Origin of the sequence: Brenneria izadpanahii, from assembly GCF_017569925.1 — a bacterium.
Taxonomy (GTDB): domain Bacteria; phylum Pseudomonadota; class Gammaproteobacteria; order Enterobacterales; family Enterobacteriaceae; genus Brenneria; species Brenneria izadpanahii.
Genome location: NZ_CP050854.1, coordinates 2,432,281 through 2,454,143, shown reverse-complemented (window position 1 = coordinate 2,454,143; position 21,863 = coordinate 2,432,281). Strand labels below are relative to the sequence as shown.

At 49.4% G+C, this 21,863-nt stretch carries 17 protein-coding genes and 2 pseudogenes; 8 read left to right on the top strand and 11 right to left on the bottom strand.

All coding sequences use genetic code 11. The annotated features are described in order from the left end of the window. Nucleotides 1-53: 53 nt before the first annotated feature. The 7 genes and pseudogenes from uspE to HC231_RS11060 form a co-directional block, all read right to left on the bottom strand. Entirely contained in the window at nucleotides 54-1,013 is a 960-nt protein-coding gene (gene uspE, locus HC231_RS11090) for a universal stress protein UspE (protein ID WP_208231022.1), read from the bottom strand. A 124-nt stretch (nucleotides 1,014-1,137) separates the two neighbouring features. Continuing rightward, nucleotides 1,138-1,889: pseudogene (gene fnr / locus HC231_RS11085) on the bottom strand (fumarate/nitrate reduction transcriptional regulator Fnr). A gap of 169 nt (nucleotides 1,890-2,058) precedes the next feature. Continuing rightward, complete coding sequence (gene ogt / locus HC231_RS11080) at nucleotides 2,059-2,592, bottom strand: methylated-DNA--[protein]-cysteine S-methyltransferase (protein ID WP_208231021.1); 534 nt, start codon at nucleotides 2,590-2,592, stop codon at nucleotides 2,059-2,061. A gap of 253 nt (nucleotides 2,593-2,845) precedes the next feature. After that, a complete protein-coding gene (locus HC231_RS11075; RefSeq protein WP_208231020.1) occupies nucleotides 2,846-3,433 on the bottom strand; it encodes a DJ-1/PfpI family protein in 588 nt (195 codons plus the stop codon). 187 nt (nucleotides 3,434-3,620) lie between these two features. Next, nucleotides 3,621-6,089 (bottom strand): putative virulence factor, encoded by a 2,469-nt coding sequence (locus HC231_RS11070; protein WP_208231019.1) that lies wholly within the window; start codon nucleotides 6,087-6,089, stop codon nucleotides 3,621-3,623. Then, complete coding sequence (locus tag HC231_RS11065; RefSeq protein ID WP_208231018.1) at nucleotides 6,086-9,076, bottom strand: virulence factor SrfB; 2,991 nt, start codon at nucleotides 9,074-9,076, stop codon at nucleotides 6,086-6,088. The genes HC231_RS11070 and HC231_RS11065 overlap by 4 nt, the downstream gene beginning before the upstream one ends. Before the next feature lie 2 nt (nucleotides 9,077-9,078). Beyond that, nucleotides 9,079-10,500, bottom strand: coding sequence for an SrfA family protein (locus tag HC231_RS11060; protein WP_208231017.1), 1,422 nt, complete (start codon nucleotides 10,498-10,500; stop codon nucleotides 9,079-9,081). 256 nt (nucleotides 10,501-10,756) lie between these two features. Between HC231_RS11060 and HC231_RS11055 the strand changes: the two genes are divergently transcribed. Beyond that, nucleotides 10,757-11,041, top strand: a complete 285-nt coding sequence (locus tag HC231_RS11055; protein ID WP_208231016.1) for a YciI family protein — start codon at nucleotides 10,757-10,759, stop codon at nucleotides 11,039-11,041. A gap of 58 nt (nucleotides 11,042-11,099) precedes the next feature. Here HC231_RS11055 and HC231_RS11050 read toward each other — a convergent pair whose 3' ends face one another. Continuing rightward, the gene (locus tag HC231_RS11050) at nucleotides 11,100-11,372 is read right to left on the bottom strand and encodes a YjbD family protein (RefSeq protein WP_246494825.1); all 273 of its coding nucleotides are present in this window, start codon (nucleotides 11,370-11,372) and stop codon (nucleotides 11,100-11,102) included. 297 nt (nucleotides 11,373-11,669) lie between these two features. On the opposite strand from HC231_RS11050, the gene HC231_RS11045 reads away from it, so the two are divergent. The 4 genes from HC231_RS11045 (at nucleotide 11,670) to HC231_RS11030 (ending at nucleotide 14,182) form a co-directional block, all read left to right on the top strand. Beyond that, entirely contained in the window at nucleotides 11,670-12,098 is a 429-nt protein-coding gene (locus HC231_RS11045) for an OsmC family protein (RefSeq protein ID WP_208231014.1), read from the top strand. A gap of 173 nt (nucleotides 12,099-12,271) precedes the next feature. Next, entirely contained in the window at nucleotides 12,272-12,712 is a 441-nt protein-coding gene (locus HC231_RS11040) for an NUDIX hydrolase (protein WP_208231013.1), read from the top strand. Nucleotides 12,713-12,947: 235 nt separating this feature from the next. Beyond that, a complete protein-coding gene (locus HC231_RS11035) occupies nucleotides 12,948-13,793 on the top strand; it encodes a DUF3289 family protein (RefSeq protein WP_208231012.1) in 846 nt (281 codons plus the stop codon). After that, nucleotides 13,793-14,182: a DUF943 family protein gene (locus tag HC231_RS11030; RefSeq protein ID WP_208231011.1), complete on the top strand. Its 390-nt coding sequence runs from the start codon at nucleotides 13,793-13,795 to the stop codon at nucleotides 14,180-14,182. Before HC231_RS11035 ends, HC231_RS11030 begins: the two co-directional genes overlap by 1 nt. A 617-nt stretch (nucleotides 14,183-14,799) precedes the next feature. Here HC231_RS11030 and HC231_RS11025 read toward each other — a convergent pair. Both HC231_RS11025 and HC231_RS11020 read right to left on the bottom strand, forming a co-directional pair. Further along, a pseudogene (locus HC231_RS11025) lies at nucleotides 14,800-16,005 on the bottom strand (IS3 family transposase). Nucleotides 16,006-16,830: 825 nt separating this feature from the next. Further along, nucleotides 16,831-17,049 (bottom strand): DUF7661 family protein, encoded by a 219-nt coding sequence (locus tag HC231_RS11020; protein ID WP_208231010.1) that lies wholly within the window; start codon nucleotides 17,047-17,049, stop codon nucleotides 16,831-16,833. A gap of 397 nt (nucleotides 17,050-17,446) precedes the next feature. On the opposite strand from HC231_RS11020, the gene HC231_RS11015 reads away from it, so the two are divergent. The 3 genes from HC231_RS11015 to HC231_RS11005 all read left to right on the top strand — a co-directional run bounded on the left by HC231_RS11015 (nucleotide 17,447) and on the right by HC231_RS11005 (nucleotide 21,557). After that, on the top strand, nucleotides 17,447-19,216 hold the full coding sequence (locus tag HC231_RS11015; RefSeq protein ID WP_208231009.1) for an EAL domain-containing protein: 1,770 nt from the start codon (nucleotides 17,447-17,449) through the stop codon (nucleotides 19,214-19,216). A 249-nt stretch (nucleotides 19,217-19,465) separates the two neighbouring features. Beyond that, complete coding sequence (locus tag HC231_RS11010; protein WP_208231008.1) at nucleotides 19,466-20,278, top strand: mannosyl-3-phosphoglycerate phosphatase-related protein; 813 nt, start codon at nucleotides 19,466-19,468, stop codon at nucleotides 20,276-20,278. Nucleotides 20,279-20,339: 61 nt separating this feature from the next. Continuing rightward, a complete protein-coding gene (locus HC231_RS11005; RefSeq protein WP_208231007.1) occupies nucleotides 20,340-21,557 on the top strand; it encodes a glycosyltransferase family protein in 1,218 nt (405 codons plus the stop codon). A gap of 67 nt (nucleotides 21,558-21,624) precedes the next feature. Here the strand turns inward: HC231_RS11005 and HC231_RS24125 are convergent, their stop codons facing one another. After that, nucleotides 21,625-21,858 carry a WCX domain-containing protein gene (locus HC231_RS24125; RefSeq protein ID WP_208231006.1) on the bottom strand — a complete coding sequence of 78 codons (234 nt, stop codon included), beginning with the start codon at nucleotides 21,856-21,858 and terminating at the stop codon, nucleotides 21,625-21,627. Between the last annotated feature and the right edge of the window lie 5 nt (nucleotides 21,859-21,863).

Sequence of the window (21,863 nt, the reverse complement as noted above, 5' to 3'; positions counted from 1 at the left end):
AGGGGCGATAATTATCGCCCCTTTCTTATGCCCGCTATTGATGTAAATCTATACTAACTTTTATCCTCTTCGGCTTCACCTTCCTGCGTGACGGGGCTGACGAAATCATCAGGTTTAATCGCCAGCAGATCGCACTTCAGATGGTCGATAACATGTTCCACCGTGTTGCCGATAAACGCCGCAGAAAGCCCGGTTCGCCCCAGCGAGCCCAGAACCACTACGCCAGCCTGTAAATGCTCCGCCAGATCGGGGATCACCTCTTCGGGCAATCCTTTTTCCACATGCGTCACCCGTTCATCCAGGTTGAACTTCTGACGTAATGCCTTCATGGCGATAAGGTGCTGACCGCGAATCGCGTCATTGTAGACGCTGGGGTCAAAATCAGGCAGTTCGATGGCGATATTAATCGGCGTGACGGGATAGGCGCCGACGAGGTGAACTTCCGTTTCATTAACCTGTTTAGCCAGTTCCAGCGTTTCTGATACCAGCTTAATATTAAGAGGATCGTGATAGGGGTCTTCACTGGAAAGGTTGACGGCAACCAGCGCACGGCTAATTTCCGGCCAGGGCTGATCTTTAACCATCCAGACGGGGCATGGGCATTTACGCAATAGCTGCCAGTCGGTGGGAGTGAAAATAACCGCTTCCAACCGATCGTGCTGATGCGCCATTTTCAGTAACAGGTCGTGCTGTCCGGCAATGACCTCCTGGATGATGGCTTCAAATGGCTTATTGTGCCAGACCACTTTGATTTCTATCGGTACGCCTGCATCAAGATAATATTTGCATTGCTCCTTAATCCACTCGGTGCGTTGCTGAATCACGCCTTGTCGCATTTCCGTCCGTTCATCCGGAGACAGCAGGGTGGTCATTTCATACGAAAAATCATAAATAGGCAGAAACGCCTTAATACGGCCGCCAAGTCGCTGAACCAAATAAACCGCCCGCCGAAGCGCTGGTTGGTCATCCTGATTCGGGTCAATAGCTACAAGTAAGTTCTGATACTTTGCCATAGGTCCTCCAAACAGCTGTTAGTTCACAGTCTGTAAATTAAGAGTACCCTAAGGGCGTCGTTTTGAACAACAGATGATGCAAGCCGGATCAATAAAATAGGATATTTATAGGTCCGGCAAGGGATTAGGCGCGATTAGGCGAGGAGCCGGCAAGCTCGGAGAGCGCGCCAAGATTCTCAATAGTGATGTATTTGCCCTTTACCGCAAGAATCTCGCTTTTTTGAAAACGGCCGAGCAAACGGCTGATGGTTTCAACGGTTAGCCCCAGATAGTTGCCGATATCGCCGCGGGTCATGGTCAGGCGAAACTCGCGGGGGAGAACCCGCGTTCGGCAAACCGGCGGGACAGGTTATAGATGAAGGCCGCCAGACGTTCTTCGGCATTCTTCTTCGACAGCAGCAGGATCATATCCTGGTCGCCGCGAATCTCGCCGCTCATCAAACGCATCATCTGCTGACGCAGGTTGGGCATTTTCCCTGAGAGATCATCCAGCGTTTCAAATGGAATTTCGCATACCATTGACGTCTCTAACGCTTGCGCGAAGCTAGGGTGCTGCGCATTACCGATGGCATCAAAACCGACCAGATCGCCAGCCAGATGAAAACCGGTAATTTGTTCATCACCTTGTTCGGTGATTGTGTAGCTCTTAATCGTACCCGAACGGATAGCGTATAAAGATTTTAACTCATCGCCAGCTTTGAAGAGAGCTTGTCCTTTCTGGATAGGCTTTTTCCTTTCAATGATATTATCGAGCTGGTCGAGCTCGTGCTCATTTAAGGTAAATGGAATGCATAGTTGACTGATACTGCAATCCTGACAGTGGATCGCACAACCGCCAGACTGGATGCGGCGGATAATTCGCTTTTCCGGGATCATAGACTTTGCTCAGGCGATAATTGATATTGGTCAATTTTAACAGCTTTTATCGCCGCTGATAAGTCCGATAGTCTCTTCAAGATGCCAATATATAGCGAACTAAGATAATTTCACCCGATATAAGGCCAAATATACTTTAGCGATCAGGCCGTTGTCGGAGAAATACCTTTCATAACGCCAATATATTCTGCTGTGGGAAATACCCTTCATGCGTTAGCAACCATTGCTTACGATGAACGCCGCCGGCATAACCGGTTAATGCGCCGTTCGCGCCGATAACCCGATGACAGGGAACGACAATACTAATTGGGTTTGAGCCATTGGCCATTCCCACCGCGCGGGCAGCGGAAGGGCGACCGAGCCGGGCGGCCAGCTCACCATAAGTTATTATTTCCCCACAGGGAATCCGGCGTAATTCGCGCCATACCTGTTGCTGAAATGCGGTTCCAACCGAAGCGACCGCTATTGTTTCAATAATTGTTAAATCGCCGGCGAAATAACGCTGTAGAACATCCGTCAATCCGCCGGGGTTATGGCAAGGCCGTAACCTAAAGGGATCATTCTTGTAACTGCTATTAAGCGAACGATATAACTTTTCTTCATATTCACGCCATTCTACCGCCCGCAGGCAATTATTTTCATCCGCAACAATCATTAATTCCCCTAGCGGGGTTGGCAGCGCATCCAGCAAAAAAACCTGCATAATCATTCCTTACTGATTTATCTCACTGACTGTATTAGCGAATCGTCATAGCAGTAAACTACCGGGGAAAATATTGTGATTAATATCACAAGATGACGGGTGAAAATAGCAAGACATCACGATTTCAATCTGAAAAAACGTAAGCTAAATCACACTGATATTTTGTTATTTGCATACTGCCTTATTCAGGCAATGGAATTGGGCTGCGATATAATGATTGCCGTATCGCTTTTGATACGGCATGGGGTTCTCTTTAGCTAATGATATTCCCCGCGGGTTTGCTGTGTTCAGCCGCGTGCATCGCCAAATAAGCATTGAGTTTTTCATCCCTTATCCCTAACACCCCCATAATTTCCGCCATGAAGCTAACCGGGGCAGAGCCGGGAGCGGTGACGACATGACGATCGGCTACGGCATAAGGGACATCCTGATAATACGCGGCTCCGCCATAATTCAGCTGCGACAGGTTTTCTGCCGAATTGGAGGTGTGGCGGAGATCGTCAAGCACGCCCGCTTGCGCCAACACTCTGGTGCCATCACAAATGCCGGCAACGGCGATGCCCTTATCATGCGCTTCAGCAACCAACATATTGATATTTGGCGCATGGCTGGTCCGCCAGATGGTACCCCCGCAGATGATTAACAGGTCAAGATCATCAAGCCGAATATTTTCAATCGCCATATGGGGAGTCACCGTCATGCCGCCGGAAGAGCTAACCGAAGCGCCGCTGGGGGAGGCGAACTGTGTATCGAAACCGTAATAGGCCCGGCATGTGGAATTTATCAGCGCCGTTTCCCAGTCGGAAAAGTTTTCGGTGATGATAGTGATGGCTTTGGTCATTGGAATATCCTTCTCTGGTCATATCTTATGAACTACCGGAGACCAAAGCGTAACGGGCGCCGCTGTCAGTTTCTGTCAGCAGTCTTCTGAATGGATAATGGCGCGATGCCACCGGCATGAATTGACGGCCGCTGGCGGATAAAACAAGAGGACGATATCCCCGGTTTAACCGGGGATAATCAAAAGATTACTTCGCGTCGGGCTTGATCAAACTCAAGATAGCGCCTAACTGCTCACGCTGTTCCGCACTGACTTCGCGTCCGGCGGAATATCCCGTGTTTTGAATAATCATCTCATTAAGGCCGACCAGCCAGTCATAGATATAAAAGGCCGTATTGTTGGTTGGCGTTAATGAAATCTTGGTCAGGCGCTGCGACGCTCCCCAACTCACCGCCTGCTTTTCCGGCTTGGCGAAAATTTTATGGCCGCGATTGATACGGCTGGCGGGGCGCAGCGTCTCATCCATCTGCTGGAACCCCAGCCAGGCGACGAAGTCACCCAATACGGTGAGAACACGGGAAACCTGGCGGTCAGCCTTACTTTCACGATGCACGCCCAGCTGTTCCGCATCCACCAGCATAGCGATCAGCGCATCTTCGATACCCATGCGAATGCTCGCGGTGATTAGCTCTTCCACCAGCATCTCTATGGTGGCTTTGGTTACGCCCAACAGCTCCACCAGCGGGCCGTTTTCCGGCAGACTGCGTAAATGGTTTATCCAATACCGATAAACATTGTGCGCATACTCCGCCTCGTAACCATGATCCATCTCCTGGACGGGAGAAACGGGTTGATCCACGTCGATGGGTTCATCGGCAAATAGATCGATTTCGATCCCGATGCCAAAGGGATCGTTCCCCGTTAGCGGTACGCTGAGTTCCTCCGCTTCCTGATGGTAGTTGCCGAACCCCGGTTGTCCCTGCTGTTGCAGATAGAGGCGCCACAGTTCATCGCGTGAAGGCAACAGGCGCTCCAGCAATTCGCCATGCACGCCGGTGCGGGTTTGTAACGACTTGAGCAGCGTTTCGGCGATTTGCTGTTTTTTAGCCGGGTCGTCGGTCTCCGTCGGCTGATACCAACTTCCCAGCAGATTATCGCCCATCTCCCGCTGTATTTCGTTGAGCTGTTCATTGATACGGCCCAGTTTCACTTCACGGTGCACTTCCGTTCCCAGCCAGGCCGCCATCCGGCTGACGCCCCGTTTGTCCATTGCCAGCATCGTCCCCCAGGCATCGCCAGGATTACCGACATAACGTTGTACCGCCGCGTCATGGTTTTGCCCGTGGGTGATGCGCCGATCAAACTTGGTGACCGCCCAGATAAGCCCTGGTTTACGGCGGCTGCGGATCTGGGCATTCTCTCCCTGCATTTGTTTAACCCAGTGATCCAGCGCCTTACCTACGACTTTTACATCAGAGCGCTTGCCGGCGGCGGTGCATACCATCAGCAGATTCATTTCCTGATTATCGGTATAGCGCTCAAGCAGATAAGCGCGCTTGGCCCGCAACAGCGTGCGCGCCAGGGGATGCGTCTCGTTTTTTACTTGTCCTTCCGTTTGCTCGCCGTCCTCTTCCGACGGGTCGCCGAAACCGGGGAAATCCAGGATATCGACCTGTTCAAACAAAGTTTCACGAGGCGGGGAATGCAAAGGGATCAGCAGTTCAGCGGTCAGCATAGCCAATTCAGCCTGCGAAAGCTCGACCGCTTTGCCCGCCCGGCTATTCAATATCGGGCGAACCAAAACGCCGGGATCGTAAGCCGAATTCATACGCGCCAACGCGGCGCCGTGAATGATGCTATTTACGGGATGCAGCGCCTCATCGACTAATACCCGAAGCGGAGCCAATACCTTATGCGCGCCGGAGAGGTGTTGCAACGTATGGGAAAACTGACGGTAAGCCGCCGTCAGCGCATGATTATTGCCCCAGAGCACCGAGAACAGCTGCGCACGATCGTCAACGCCGAGGTATGGCGCCAGTTCTACCGCTACAGGCCAGAAATGCGTCTCCAATTGTTTTTGCCGCTTTGCATCATGGCGAGCCAGATAATCCCACAGGGCGACGACTTCATCAGAAGTCATGCCGTCGACCGGTTCCGGCTGACGATGCATCAGCAATGTTCTCAGATGTTCATCAATGAGCTGCTCGTCCAATTCCTCGAACGCGTTTTCCTGATTGAGATCGTATAGAAAAGCATTGGCGATAATTTTGCCGATATCCGCCTCACTGAGCAGCAACAGCTGAACAGGGAAGGATTGGTTTTTTACCCCCGACTGGCGGCTGAAACGGGTGACCAACGCGGCAGGCTGGTTGGTTGGATTGATATGGGTAAGAAAATCAATTTGTTGTCCTTCAAAAAACGTTTCCAGCTTACCGTTTTCACCGCCGGCCAATGATGAGATTAAGTAAGATTTCCCCGCCTGCGCCAGGCCAAAGAAACCAATGGCGATATCTTTCAACGCCACATCGGACAGGTGTTTTGCCTTGTTGCGATTGCGGCGAAGTTTAACAATCAGCCTGTCGGCCTCAATATCCAGCCGCGGCGCATTTTGCCGGGTGTTTTCGATCCAGTCTATCGCCCGATCAACGCCTTGCGCTACGGCCTGTAGCTGGCTATTGAGTCGGCTTGACAGTTGTTTTGGCGTTAATGGTTTCATTTTCTAAATACACTCCCACTATCGATCCAATAATGGGTTGCTCCTGAGCCGTTAGCGGCTAATGTGTTCAGTTTGAGGCGCAAATGTTGAGGAGGCACGCGGCTGCCGTCGTCAAGCACGGCATCGGCTATTTCAAAGCGTTCCGGGCTATCCCGATCATCGTCTCTGGTCACGGCCAGCCTGACGCGCAGGATACTGTCGCCGACCACTTTTCTTGCCAATTCCTGATCGACGATCGACAGGGTATAGAGGGGCGATGCCGGCCAGCGTTCGTTATCAAGCTGGCGGAATCCCAAACAAAGGGAGCCGCGAATTTGGAAACTGGCGTTAGGATTAAGCTCAAAAGCGGGATCGTCCAGATCGATATCGTTGTAATAAACGTTGTCCGTGGTTAGCGCGTTATTGCCGTCCATCATGCCGAGGTAGCGCACGGTGGAATAAGGCTGGAAATCGCCGACCTTAAAATAGAACCCCGGTAGCCGCAGATCGAGGGCCAACAGGCAGAGCATGGCGCCAACCGCGGCGGTAGACTTCGGATTATCAATGCGGCCGCGCTTATTGAACGGATACCAATCGTTGGTGTGATAACCATCCAGCGACAGCATACGGTTAATCGGCAGCGGCTGTAGATGCCGGAACAATGCCTGAATGCCAGGAAAACGGGAAGGGCGTCCGGTTAGCAACAGCACGTCGCAGGAATAGAGCGAGACAACCTCGGACATTAACCGCAGATTCTGGGTGATGTTCATCCGGTTGGATAAAAATTCCCCATGCAGTTTGCTTAGTTTGAGGATCAGCGGCACCTGTAAAATATCGAACGGGCTGCTGTCGGCCGGCAGTTCGCGCAGAACCTCGGTATTGATGTACTCCAGCACCTTGGGCGTTGGATGTTGCGCCAGCAGCTCGCCAAAGGTTGATTCAATTTCGGCGCTGATATCCAGCGGATCGAAACTTTCATAGGCTTCCAGAATCGACCGGCCAATCGGGATGAAAATCTGCAACGTGACCTGCTGGCGTAACGTCAACTGTCCGTCGATTCGTCCTTCGTTGCCAAACAGTTTAGCCATCAGCTCATCGGCGTTGGCCAGACCGGCGGTTTTCAACTCGGCCTGTAGCGCCGGTAAAACATATAGTTGGATGACGTCCAGCAGGATATCGTCGCCCGCTACCTTGAACCCCTCGCGGAACAACAGACGCGGAATGATCTTGACGTTATTGCCGATGCCGTCATCCAGCAAATATTGCGTGATCGCCAGGTCGGTTGTTCCGCCGCCGATATCAATCGACGCAATGCGCAGGGTTTTTCCGGCGGGCTCATTCTCCGACAGCTCTTTATCCGGGCGGGCCATGCTGGCGAAAAAGTCTTCGGCGCGCCCGCCAAAATTGACCTGCGCCTCATTGTACAGATACACCATTTGTCCGCAGGTCGCTTCATCCCACTCGATTTGGACTTCCGGCACCGGAACGCTGCTTTTTTGTTTGTCTTGCGGCGTGGTGAAATCGTCATCTAACGGATGCCAGCCCATTGATTTCCAGACCAAACCAATCGCCTCATGCATCCGGCGGCGAAATATCTCGCGCTCTGGCTTCGGCATCGCAGAGGGCAGGGTAAGGATGATGTTGCGCAGCTGACGCGGCGCCGTGGAATGGACCATTTTCAGACGCTGGGCGGCGCTGTTCATCTGCATCAGCGCCTGCAACAACAGTTCAGACAGCATAAACGTCATGACTGAACTGCGGCTGTAGTGCGGGGAAAAAACCGGTAAACGATCTTCCAACGGCTGGTTGTACAGCGGCTGCCCTTCGTCATCCAGCAGAATAGTCAGCGGCATCGCCGTCGCCAGCGGTTCGCTCGTACCATTCACTTCGGACGATGGACTGAAACGCCAGCCGGGCGCATAGCTCTCTTCATCCCACAGATAACGACGCGGGCTGGAAATACCGGTCGAGCCATCGGAACCCTGACGCAGTAACGCCATTCGGCTGGCTTCACGGCCGACCCGGACAATCGAAGGCCAGATAAAGGCGTCATCGCGGCCGCTTTCAATGGAGAAATTTTGCTTGCCGAATTTAGCTTGCGCAAACTCAACCCGGCTTTCAAACAATTCGTTATACAGGTAGTGCGGTTCGCTCAGATCGCGCAATTTCAGTTCGTAAGTCTGCTTTAAACCGTTGCTCTCATCAGGATGGTCTTCAACCAGAATACCGCAAGTGTGTGAGTTGCCGACGTCCAGTATCAAATCGACGTTGACGGCAGGCTCCTGGAGCGTACTGGCATTAATGCGTATTTCCGGCACGGACAGTTGATTGCCCAGCATATCCAGCAAGTTCATGTAATGAGCCTGATACTCAAATCCCCGCAGCGCGGCCTTGATCTCCCCGGCGCTACGCTTTTCCAGCCTGACCGCCTGCTGAGTAAAGACTTCACGCAGCCAGCCGTCCACCCAGGTCAGGTCAAGAAACTCGCCCAGTTCGTCGCTGCGATAGGCCAACGCGAAGCTGCCGCCGGTTTTGATGTCATTGACGTTGGGCGCCAGGGATTCATACTCATGTCCTTCGGGATAAACCTTGGTATCAAAGGCCAGACAAATTCGATGGGTATTGCCGTCCTGATCCGGGGTATCCAGCGCTAAAATTTGCATCCGCGCCCAGTTATCCGGCCCGCCCATAAAAGTGCGCGGCGGATTAAAACGGAAAAAGGGCAGCGGCAACCAGATTTTTTCCAGCAGCGTCAGCGACTGCGCCAGCGGGATGCTTAACTCAGGCCTGACCACTTCTGGCGCAGCGCCCGTCGGGGACGGAAGCAAATATTTATCGGTCTGTTCGTTATAGACCAGGCGCAACAGCGGGCCGTTGGCGCTTTTTCGTACATACTTATTAGGAAAGTCCGTAGATAATTCTGGTTTCAACGCAAAATCCAGAAATTGAATACCGCTATCCTGAATAAGCGTAATTTTCTGTTTGTAATCGGTGATCGTCGCCAGCATTATCATTTACTCTCGCGCTTTATCGTCATAGGGAAGACCGCATCAGCGTTATAGCGACCGGTACACTCTGCGGCGCCGCCTGCCGTACCTTGTTTACATACGATTTCCGGCATCTGGTATCGGGTATTATCACTGCATCGCGCTCTATATCGGCTATTGATGACCAGGTTACCGGAACTCATCAGCCCAGCTTCAATATCCGTCCGGCAAGTGACGCCATCGCCATGAGTAATTCTTGCCGTTCCTCTGCCATTTTTAATCTGATATATCAGACTCGGCGGCCGGCCGGTAACCGGGGTTTTAGCGTCTATCGACACGCGCCAGTTTCCGTTAAGGAAGTTGACCGAGCCCATTCTCACCGCATCCGCAGGCATGACCAATTCATCTTTACTGGCCTTGGCGGGCGGCGCGGCGGGCGTTTCAACAGGGGCCGGGGCTTCAGCGGCGATCGCTTTAGGCTCGGTATTCGCCGCCGGGGGAGGCGTTTCGACCGGCGCCGCAGCGGGCTCCGGCTGCGCAACGTCAGGATTAGCCGCTTCAGTGGGCGCGGCAACAGGTTTGGGCGGTTCAGCCTCTGGCGGCGCTACCGTCTCGGCATCGCTCTCCGCCTGCGGCTTCGGCTCTGTTTCTTGAGGAGTGGTCGAAGAGGCCGGCAACACGCGTTTTTCCGGTTTTATCGCTGCGGTCAACGCCGGCGGCTCCGGCGCCTCGTTCTGATGTGAGAGCCATCCCCGGATCTGTAGCGCTAAAACCGCCAACAGCGCGGCGGCGGGGAATAGCCACCACAAGCGTCGCCATTGACTGTTGCGAGGCGCCGCCGCAACGGCTTCAGGCTCAGGAATGGGTTCTGGTTTCACCGCAGGTTTCGGCTCTGGCGCTACCGGTTCGGCCGGAGGCTCAGCATAAGCAGAGACAGGAGAGAGGGCTGGTTCCGCCGCTTTCTCGACCAGACGCAAGCAATCTAGCGCGTCGGCGCGGGATTTTTTATCAAGATTGACAAATCCCCAAAAGGTCAAGACCGGTTTACCGTCAACCAGATAAACGTGATTCGGTCCGGGGAACTGTATCGCTTTCGCCAACAGCACGCCAAAAAGTTTCTGGCCGGGTTTTTCCGCGTTTTGCGCCCGCTGGCTAATTTCAGCCACAGCGGATTGATAGGTTTCCAATAGTTTCAGCGCGGCGGCTCGTTCATCTTCGCTTGCAGCGATCCAGGATGTTATCTTGCCTGCAATTGGCGAATACCAGTCAATACGATCGCCATTTTCGTTGGGTTGAGGGATAGCCAAACATTCCGCAATCCGTTGCTGTTTTCTGAGACGTAAAGTTTCCCGTAACTGAAGTGCTGATGCATAAACTGGCTGTCCATTTTCACCTAGAGCCAGAAAATCATCCAAACTCCCGCTACGTAAAAATAATTTTGTCACGCAAAAGAGACCTTTTGTAATAGATACCTAGGGCAGAAAATAGTGTGTAATCTGCGACAGGCTATACTCTAGTGCCAATGATGGCGAATCAAATGCTTAAAGAAGGGGCAAAACTGGTAAATATTTGCGGCATAGATGATGAATAAGCAAGATTCGAACGACGATGAAAGGGACGACCGGCCGGGTTTTATCTATGTCAACGGCGTGCTCTTTGCGTTAATATGCAACGCTTTTTTGTATTGCGAAAGGATAACCGATGTTCATAATTAGTCTTACTTATCATCAACCCATTGAAACGGTGGAAGCGCATCTGGAAGAGCATATCGCATGGTTAAAAAAATACTATGCGCAGGGTGCGTTCGTTGCCTCCGGCAGAAAGGTGCCGCGTACGGGCGGAGTGATTTTTGCCAAAACGATGGAGCGCTCGGTTCTTGAATCGATACTATCCGAAGATCCGTTCAATGCGGTCGCCAACTATGACATCATCGAGTTTGCGCCGTCGATGACAAGCAAAGAACTTGATGGATTAAAAACCATCTAACTAATTGTTTACTCAGGTGATAATAGCGATTAGCGCCTGAGTAAACCAAATTCAACTCTTAACGACGGCCCCGCCAATTGGTATTGGACGACCAACTATAGGTAGCGGAAGTATCGGGCTTGAATTTATTCTTTTTCTTCTCTGCCCGAGCCTGTTTGGCTGCCGCTTCCCGTTCTTTCATTAGACTATCGATATAATCATCTTTGATGTGATTGTTTTCAGAATTGGTCAGCGGACGGCCGCGTTTTTTTCTTTCCTGATCGAGCAAGGTTTTAAGTTGACGTTGTTCTTGCTCCGTCATGTCTTTCTGCGTCAGTCTTGGCATAAGTATCGACCTGATTAATGGCTGGAATGGTCATTGTAAAGGAAAATGATGGCGCGCTCAGGAAATTATGCGTGACGGCCTGCCAGAACCGAGATCGTACAATAAACCTAGAAAAAGAATGGCAATTCATAAAAGAAATGAAGCAGAAATACCAGGCCATGCCAGATATTAAAGACTGAAACACCCCCTGGTTTGGCTTTCCTTTCGAATGTGAACTAGGGTTAAAGGGAGATGTGACAGCATTGAATGTCACGGCGGCGGCGTCTGTCAAGGCGTCAATACGAAGCGATTAAAGGAGCTAGCATGACCATTCATAAGAAAGGGCAGGCACATTGGGAAGGCAACATCAAACAAGGGAAAGGCACTATCTCAACCGAGAGCGGCGCTTTGCAACAGCAGCCATATGGTTTTAACACGCGCTTTGAGGGAAAACCGGGCACCAATCCGGAAGAACTGATCGGCGCCGCGCACGCCGGCTGTTTTTCTATGGCGCTATCGCTGATGCTTGGTGAAGAAGGCCATACGCCGGAATCAATTGATACAACGGCCGATGTTTCGCTGGACAAAGTCGACGGCGGCTTCGCCATTACCAAAATCGCGCTCAATAGCACGGTAAAATTACCCGGCATTGATGAAGCCACCTTCGATAAAATTATCCAAAAGGCTAAAGCCGGTTGCCCGGTATCACAACTGCTCAAAGCAGAAATCACGCTTCAATATAAGTTGAATTAATTCGTAATCGTAGACAGCAGCAACACGTCATATGGCACGTTGATGTATAAGTATAATCTCGGCGTGCCGTCAAAAAATCACAAATAATCCATTGAAATATAATAACATTTCCCTGAGAATATTAGGCTGCCTCTATTGGTTTGCCCCCGCCTTAACAGCAAACAGGAGATAATGTGAAATCCCGGCCAGCATCCAGACTTTTGATTGTCGATTCTTTAAGACAGGTTTTATTGTTTAAGTTTACACACAGTATGGACGCTCTGGCGGGCAAATCATACTGGGCTACGCCAGGCGGCGGTGTCGAGCAAGGCGAATCATTCGAGCAAGCAGCTATCAGAGAGCTAATGGAAGAAACCGGCATTGTACGTAGAGATGTTGGCCGGTGCGTTGCACAAAGAAATTTCGAGATGAAATTACCGAGCGGTGAGATGGTTGCAGCACTGGAGAAGTTTTACGTTGTGCGGGTGGCTAACCATGAGATCAGTAATGACAGTTGGAGCAGTAATGAAAAAAAGGTTATCAGCGATCATCACTGGTGGAATGCAGAAGAACTAAGAACAACGCATGAGGTTGTTTACCCGCAGGACATCTTAGAAATGTTGGAACTTATTTGACTGAAACAAGGAAACCTGGGAGCAGGGCAGCCCTTAGCTATCTGTTATCAGAGCAACGATGGGAGTGCTGGATGATCGATCTGTTCTGGTCGTAGCTGCAAAAAAGAGATTAATGATTTCGATTTTTGATGCTTCTCAACGTGTTTTTTTACTGCACTGGTCCTCGAACCCCGTTTTTTGTTGAGGTATTATGGAAAGATGGATTAATTAACTATCAGTTAAGGGAGTAACGGGTATGATTATCACCAGATTTCCACAGACGATATACACCACACAGAAAAGTTTTAATGATTACGGCGCTAACGATATGCGCTATGGCGATATTTCTGAGGATAGATTAAAAGGAGAGTTTGGGTTGACGAATGTATCAAATGTTGTTGACCCTTACACATTAACCAGACTAACAGCATTTGATAACCCACAATCCAGATTTGCAGGGGTTTATGGCGGTGTCCATCGTGGCAACGCAGTCAGCATCCAGGAGTGTGCTAGGTTATTATTTGAAGAAATGCAGGCTACATCACTTCTTTATTCCTTTTATGGTCCGTATAAGTATTTAATCAATCAAATGCTAAAGCACTTTCAAAGAAAATCAGGGACTCCATTCACTGATATGCAGTTAAACGCTGCATATAGGGAGCGAATTATTTCTGATAATTCATCAAAGAGCACAAAACTGGCTATACAGGAAGTTATTGATCTATTCATTGATTATGACAATAGGGGCTACCCGCAAGACAAACTGAATAAGCTTGATTCCGCTATTAGGGATACAATACTTCCAAAGTTCGATTCATTTATATTCGATAAAATAAACGGGATGGGTATTACCGTTCACGATGTTCATGCCACAAAGATAGATATACTCAGCCTTGATGTTGGAGAAAGAAGCTGGAAAGCCAGAGTTAAGTTCATAGGTCAAGACCATTTCGGTTTGGATGTTGATGATATTCGAAAACAGAAATTCAACCAGTTTCAGTTTTTTAAAATATGGTTTGTATTACAACGATTTAATAAATTTGGCTTTCATCCGTTTCTTACCAATATGGAAGCAGTGATTAATATAGAAGGTGGGCTGTGATGCGATTGCTAATAGCGTTAATTTTGGTAGCTCTGTTTAGTGTTGCATGTTACCTGTTTCTGAATAACCGGGCGATAAATATTATTGCCGTGCACTATGACGGAAATACCGCACAGGTTCTGGTAGATAGATTGCCGTTTACCGACGCAGCCAGAATTAATTGGTGGCAGCACAATCAAGGAGAAATCAGAAAGAAATACAACATTCCAAATGGAGAGGAAGGGCCATTTTTCATTACCATATACGATTTTGGAGATGGGTATAAAGAGGAAGGGAAAGAGGACAGACGGTGCTTTAGCGATGTGAAGCCTCCTCGGAACTGCATCGACAAAAATATTCTTATGATGATTCGGCGCACTCGTGACGGCAACATTCAGTATAGTTTTTAAGCAAAACAGCAAAATTCAAATGTTGAAAAGGCCGCTGCGAAAATCTTTCCTGTGTCGGCCTATTCAGGCGGCATAGCAGAAATGGACGAAGCCCCTGAGGGACTGGCGAATGGCGATGAACTCTTATTTATCGCCCTAGACTAACAATTCTAGGGTGTGTTATTCAAGGGGATCTATGGTGTTATTATTAATTGCTTAAAAGTTATCAAACCTACCAGGGAAAGATATCCACTTGTCTATATAGTTGAATAGAGTATTAGCCGTATCCCCATATTGTCCTTTGCTTTTTTCACATTGAGTGCAGGTTTGAAAAAGATGATTAGCGCCATCTACAAATGCAATCTTTTTATCAGGACTTTTCGCATTTTGATAAATTGTTTCTACGGATAAATATTCCCAACTCCCGGTCATCCCCATAGTTAGTAACGGCACGGATATGCATTTAACGTTACCGGCGGAAGTGGAATAATTAGATGACCAATCTATTCCGTGAATTGATGTTTCGTCATATGAAAAATCGTCACTAACGCGGATAGCAAAGTTTTTTAGATAATTCAAGATAGTTGTTGAAGCTGTCGACTGGATTTGACCCTATATATCCAGACGTTTTTGCTCTCTTACGGTTGCGATAACTTCCTGCGTATATATTCCCGTGGTGAGCGATATCCCAGTGCACTATGCGGATGATGTTCGTTGTAATGACTGAACGCCACCGCCAGATTCATCACCGCTGCCTGGCTGTCCGGTTTCGGCATGATGCTGATGTAGTCCCGTTTTATCGTCTTCACGAAGCTTTCTGCTATGCCGTTGCTTTCCGGGCTTCGCACTGCTGTCGTGCAAGGCTCCAGTCCCAGCAACCGGGCGAACGCCCGCGTTTCATGAGCCCTGTAGGCTGAACCATTATCCGTCAGCCACTCTAGCGACTCTGTTGGCAACTGCCTTCCGAAGCGTTTTTCCACCGCACCCAACATGACATCCTGCACCGTTTCTTTGTCATAGCCTCCGGTGCTCGCTGCCCAGTCAATGATCTCCCTGTCGCAGCAGTCCTGCGCGAAGGTCACCCGCAGCTTTTCGCCATTATCACAGCGGAACTCAAAGCCATCTGAGCACCAGCGCCGGTTACTTTCCGCTACTGCTACCGCGCCCCTTATGGGCCCGCTTACGGCAAGGAGCAGCGGGTTTACGTTCAAGAAGCAAATTATGTGTTCTCATAATGCGATACACCCGCTTCGCATTAACCACAGGCAGGCCGTCCCGCTCTGACTCCCGTCGCAGCAGCGCCCACACACGGCGATAACCATACGTCGGCAGGTCAGCCACCGCCATGTTTATCCGGGACAATACGGTGGTATCGTCAGAACGGGGCTGCCGTCTGTGATCCTGCCAGTCAGATGGCCGGTGAACCCTGATGCTCAGTTGCGCACGCGACACACCAATACTCCGGCAGACGTCGGTTAGTCGTCGTCCCCGGGCAACAAGGGCGCATGCGCTATCCATTTTTTTGCCCGACCGAACTCCACGGCCTCTTTAAGGATCTCGGCTTCCATCGTCTTTTTGCCCAGAAGGCGCTGGAGCTCGCGGATTTGCTTATTGGCGGCAGCGAGCTCGGAGGCCGGCACCACTTCCTCGCCCGATGCAACAGCCGTCAGCGAGCCGTCTTCATATTGCTTGCGCCATTTGAATATCTGGTTTGCATTGATGCCATGCAGGCGCGCGACATGAGACACGGTCATACCGGGTTCCATAGTCTGCTGAATAATGGCAATTTTTTCCTGCGGAGTACGGCGGCGACGCCGTTCAGGCCCTGATAACACGTCAACCATCTTATCGTTCTGACTGGTATTAAACATAGTTCCAAGACTACCTCTTATTTTAAGAGAGTCGAAGTGTCTGGTGATCTATGGGGCCAGTCTAGATATTCTATCTGCGCTTTGACACGTGAAAAGGAAAAGATAAGTAATCTTCCATCTATTGAATAATCAGTCATATGTAAAATAGGGAAGGGAAGAGCCATTCAACCAAATCTAGTGCGCATAATGTACGACTCGTTATGTTGAAAAGGCCGCAGTGAAGATATCGGCCGCGCGGCCTCTTTAGCAAACACTATTGTGCGAACTTTACCGTGAGGTTTCTTTCGGTTTTTACCTGCGAAACTGAGATAGTCATACTGATGACAGCGATTATCAGGTTTGCAATTGCAATGTGATTGCTTTTTTGCTTCCTATCTCAGGAGCACCGAAGGCCCACACTTAGCATTCAGAACGGTATCGGAAGACGCGTGGATAGTTCGATGAGGCAATGCCTTCAGTTAAAAATGGGGGGAGTGACCAACCAGCAACGTCCAGTGTCAGCGTCAGGCTGCCATAAAGTTTATTTAACATAATATACATTATGCGTACCAAGATAAGAATGGGCGGGAACTGGTATTCCCGGTGCTGTCATTGGTCGTATTGATGCGCTGAATCAAACATCACTTCTTCGGTGCCATGCTCCAGATCGTGATGGATAATCTGGATTCCATACGAACATTTACAACCTGACAGCTATATTTATTTAAAGTTAAGATTACCGAATCCAGGACTCGCTTCTGTAATGCTGCCTCAATTCTGGGCTCTGGCCCGGTGTTGCCTGATGATTATCACAACGGCTTATTGAATCCTCCTTACTTCAGGATGACGTGCGTTAGCGGCTTCGTGAAAAATATCATCCAACCAGCCGAGGATTTCGGCTTCACTAAGATCATCAGGAATGATGACGTCATAGAGTCGGGATGATTTTCGCTCTGTCAAATCAACACGATAAACTAGCCAACGCTCGTCTTTACGCTCAACCCCTATGTGCCTGCCAAAAACATCGTAAATCATCATTATTAATTTTTTACTCCATGCAAATCAGTCTGGCTTAGGTTTTACTTTATCGGGAAAATGTCCTGGATACAGCCACTTTTTGGCATCAGGTCATCGTAGCAGAACACAGATTTTGGCCATCTAAATAAAGATATTAATGGTCGGTTCTGGCCCACAGCGGACATTTCAATTTGCCCGGCCCCGGACATCTGAACTTAGCTTTGACAAAGGCCTCGAGAATTCATAAATCAACTGCGTACACACCCCATATAAAAACCGCCTTAATCCCAATCATCACCAAGCTGCTATAATCTATAGGATGATCTGAATGTTTATAGGCACTTACCTTATATGGTAGACATCTTTCCCCTTGTCAGGGCAAATTCGAATAAAATTATCCACGAGGGTAAAAACCGATATGTTTACTGGTCTTAATAAAAACGAAGCAAAAAAACTAGCGACGCTTGCATTACTCAAAACAGCAGACCAAGCAAGAGACCATGCCCTGGGTGAATTTGCGTGGCTGGCCAGCAAGGCTATGGGAACATCGGGATATTTTGTGACTATTTTTGATGATGCGCATCAAGACGTTAAGTTCGCAAAAAATGTGCCCTTCCCGCTTGCAAAAGTTCCGATGGCCGAGGTCATGTACCGGCATGCGATGGATACCGGCAATCCGATTATATGCCCGGATACTCGTGCCGATATACGGTTTAAAGATCATCAATTTGTTAAAGACGGCGCTATTTTGTTTTATGCGGCCGCGCCATTAAAAACCAAGGATGGGTTTGTGCTGGGCTCGCTGTGCGTCATTGATCCTAATCCTTTGACTCCGTCGCAGGAGGACATTGACAGCTTTCTGCGCATAGCCGAGCTGGGAAGCGTTTATCTTGAAGCCCGATACTCGATTAGCCGTATTGACGCATTGACCGAATTGCCCAATAGACGACAGCTACTCAATGACATTGAAAAGCTACCCGAAGAACGCGTCGTCGATCCTTATAGTTTGATCATTTTTGATTGTATTGATATGCCGCAGGCTTATGAGCTTTCCCGATACCTGGGGCTTGCCGCCGTCGAGAAAATACTAATAGATTTTAGTTCATTGCTGCGTCTTCGGCTTAACCTGAAAAAAGAGACTGTTTTGTATTCCTTCGCGGTGGGACGGTACGCCCTATTGGTTAAATCGCGCAATATGGAGAATATTCTACAAAAAGCAGCGGTTTTACCCCCGACGCACGCAAAAATTACTAACGATATTGACATCACGCTTCACATCTATGCGGGTTATGTCTCTTTCAAACCGGCCACCGCTTCAACCGCGGAGGTTTTTCGCCAGGCGGTAAGCGCGCTGCATGAAGCGATAAAGCAAGCCATCCCGGTGCAAAAGTTTGATCCTGTATTAGATAAAAAAAGAAACGACGACTTTAGGCTGCTGTATGATCTGGGGGAAGCCGTAAAATCCGGGGATCAGCTGTATCTGGCTTATCAACCCAAAGTGTCATTGCACGACGGTCATATTGAAGGTGTAGAAGCGCTACTGCGCTGGGAGCACCCAGTTAAAGGAAATATTTCTCCCACAACGATTGTCGCCCTGGCGGAAAGAACCAGTCTGATGCGAAATATTACAAACTGGGTGATTTTCAGAACGCTTGAACAACTCAAAATATGGCGAAAAGCAGGCATCGATATTCCCATCTCTATTAATGTAACCGTGAGTGATTTATCCAACCCTGGTTTTGCCGACCGGCTGGAGGAACGCATACTCGCATCTGCGCTCACCCCGGCAGACTTGCGCATCGAGTGCTTAGAAACCGAAAAGGTACTGGAAAGCGATACCGCGTTGCATGAACTTAATATGCTCAAACTGAGAGGGTTTAAAATACTTCTGGATGATTTTGGCGCAGGATACAGCAACATCAATTACCTGCGTCGTATGCCTATTGATATTATCAAACTCGACCGTTCCCTTATTAGCCTTATTACGACAGATACCGGTAGCCGAATTATCGTAAAAAATATCATCGTAATGCTTAAGGAGTTGGATTATACCGTGCTTGCGGAAGGCGTTGAGGATGAGGAAACGGCGCTAACGCTTAAAGAGTTCGGCTGTGATGAAGCTCAAGGCTATTTTTTCTCCAAACCCGTTTCACCAAAGCAGATCCAGGCATTATTCCAGCAAGAATAGCCGTTTCATCCCCTTCGAAAGCCATTTGATCATCTTTATGGCGGCGATGGCGCTCTCGGTAACCATGTGATGGAACCCGCATAAATTTGCGTAATTAGCGATTTATGCATACAGTTAAAATAGAATCGATAGTTTAAATTCATTTTATTATCAAACTGATAGAAAAAATCAGTTTGATACGACAACGCAACGCAATACTGCAAACTCACCGTTATTATCTGTTTATCCCCAATAATCTATGGAGCGCCAATGTCAAGATTGAGTTCTAATCTGATGATCTTCAGCGACCTCGACGGTTCGCTGCTTGATCATGACACATACAGTTGGGAACCTGCGCGTCCGTGGCTGGAACGACTGGCTCAGAATAAGATCCCGGTCATCATCACAACCAGTAAAACCACGGCTGAAGTGGAGCAACTGCGATGCGCTCTCGGTCTCAACCATCTGCCTTATATCGCGGAAAATGGCGCGCTGATTGCGTTGCCGACGGATTGGCATTCGCATCCGGATTACCCGCGTAAAATTTTTAACGCCGACTACCCTTTTATCTGCGCTCAACTGAATCAATTGCGGGAAAAACATGCCTTCCGTTTTAGAGGATTCGCCGACATGGACGCCGCGGAAGTCGCCGGATTAACCGGGCTATCGGCGCAGGATGCTGAACTTGCCCGTCGGCGTGAAGCCTCAGAGCCGATTCAGTGGCTGGGCGATACGGATTCTCTGGCCGTCTTTCGTCAAACATTGACGGAGGTTGGATTATCACTAACCCAGGGCGGGCGTTTTTATCACGTTATGGGAAAAGACATCGGTAAAGGCAAGGCCGCCGACTGGATAAAAAAACAGTATTCGGATAAAAGCGGCAAGGCGGCGCTAACTATTGGTCTTGGCGATGGGCCGAATGATATCTCTCTGCTGTGTGCAATGGATAATGCAGTGATGATTAAAGGTAAAGGAAATCAACCTGTTGGTTTGCCAGAAAGCTATGCCGGCAAACTATATCGTACCCAGTTCATGGGGCCGGCGGGCTGGAGTGAAGGCCTCGATTATTTTCTTGGCGATTAATTTTCTTAACGTTTATTGGTGATATTAGACATATAAAATCTAATTGGCATGGGAGAACATAATGAGTGAATTTTATCAAGACGGCATAATTACCAACTTCCATAATCTGACCCAGAGAAATGTGGAAGAGCTTGAGTATGAACTACAGGTGTTTTCCGGGCAAAACAGCATGGGGCTTATCCTTCCTTCTCTGTTCTCCGAACTGGAAGGTCCGGCCCTGGATAATATTGTCGAGCTGTTATCCAAGGTGCCTTATCTCAATGAAATCGTCATCGGCCTGGATCGCGCCGATCGGGAACAGTTTCAATACGCGCGCGAGTTTTTTTCTCGCCTGCCGCAACGTCATCGTATCTTGTGGAACGACGGCCCCCGGCTGAAAGCATTAAGCGATGAGCTGGCGGATAAATCCCTGGCGCCCACGGAGCCAGGCAAAGGACGCAACGTGTGGTTTTGCGTCGGTTATACGCTGGCGTCACGCCGGACAGCCTGTGTGGCGCTGCACGATTGTGACATTGTCACTTATAATCGCGGTATGCTGGCCCGCCTGCTCTATCCCGTAGCGAATCCGCATTTTCATTATGACTTTTGTAAAGGCTACTATGCGCGCGTCGCTGACGGGAAGCTCAATGGCCGCGTCGGCCGCCTGCTGGTCTTCCCATTGCTCAAATCACTGCAAAAGGTTTACGGCAACTCGGACTATCTGGAGTACATACGCAGCTACCGCTACCCGCTGTCGGGCGAGTTCGCCATGCGTACCCATATTTTGAATAATCTGCGTATTCCCAGCGACTGGGGGCTGGAAATCGGCGTGCTATCTGAAATACATCGCGGTACGGCGACCAGCCGTATTTGTCAGGTGGATATTGCCGACAACTACGAGCATAAACATCAGCCGATGTCGGAAGACGATCCCAATACCGGTCTACAGCGGATGGCCATCGATATCACTAAAGCGCTATACCGCAAGCTGGCAATTTTAGGGGTGAATATCACGACGGATTCGTTCCGTATCCTGCGGGCGACCTACTATCGAACGGCTCTGGATATGATTGACGCTTTCGAACATGATGCCCGAATGAACGGATTACATTTTGATCGGCATACGGAGGAGTCAGCCGTTGAGCTGTTTTCTGACGTGATTACGATTTCTGGTCAGGTATACAGTGAAAGCCCCGGAGATAAACCGTTCGTGCCAAGCTGGAACCGCGTACAGTCCGCCTTCCCTGACATTCTGGAACGGTTGTATGATGCCGTAGAGGCGGATAATCAGGACGAATAATATTCGTCGTCGCCCATGATAAATAAACGGCCGCTTGCCGGTGGTCGTTTATTTATTCTCTCTGCCGCTAATTATAGTTCGCCAGCATTTTTTTAACCCTGCCGATCAATTCATTACGGACGAATTCAGGTTGCAGACATTCGCATTTATCTCCGAGGCTAAGCAGAAAATGATATCCCTGTTCATCGGCAATAAAGGGAAAATTTACCAACAGTTTACTCTCTTCATAGGGCTGAATATTCTCTTCATCGCAGCGTTCGGAAATCAAATCCCTGACGGACTCATCCAGTAGCAGCGTCACCGCAA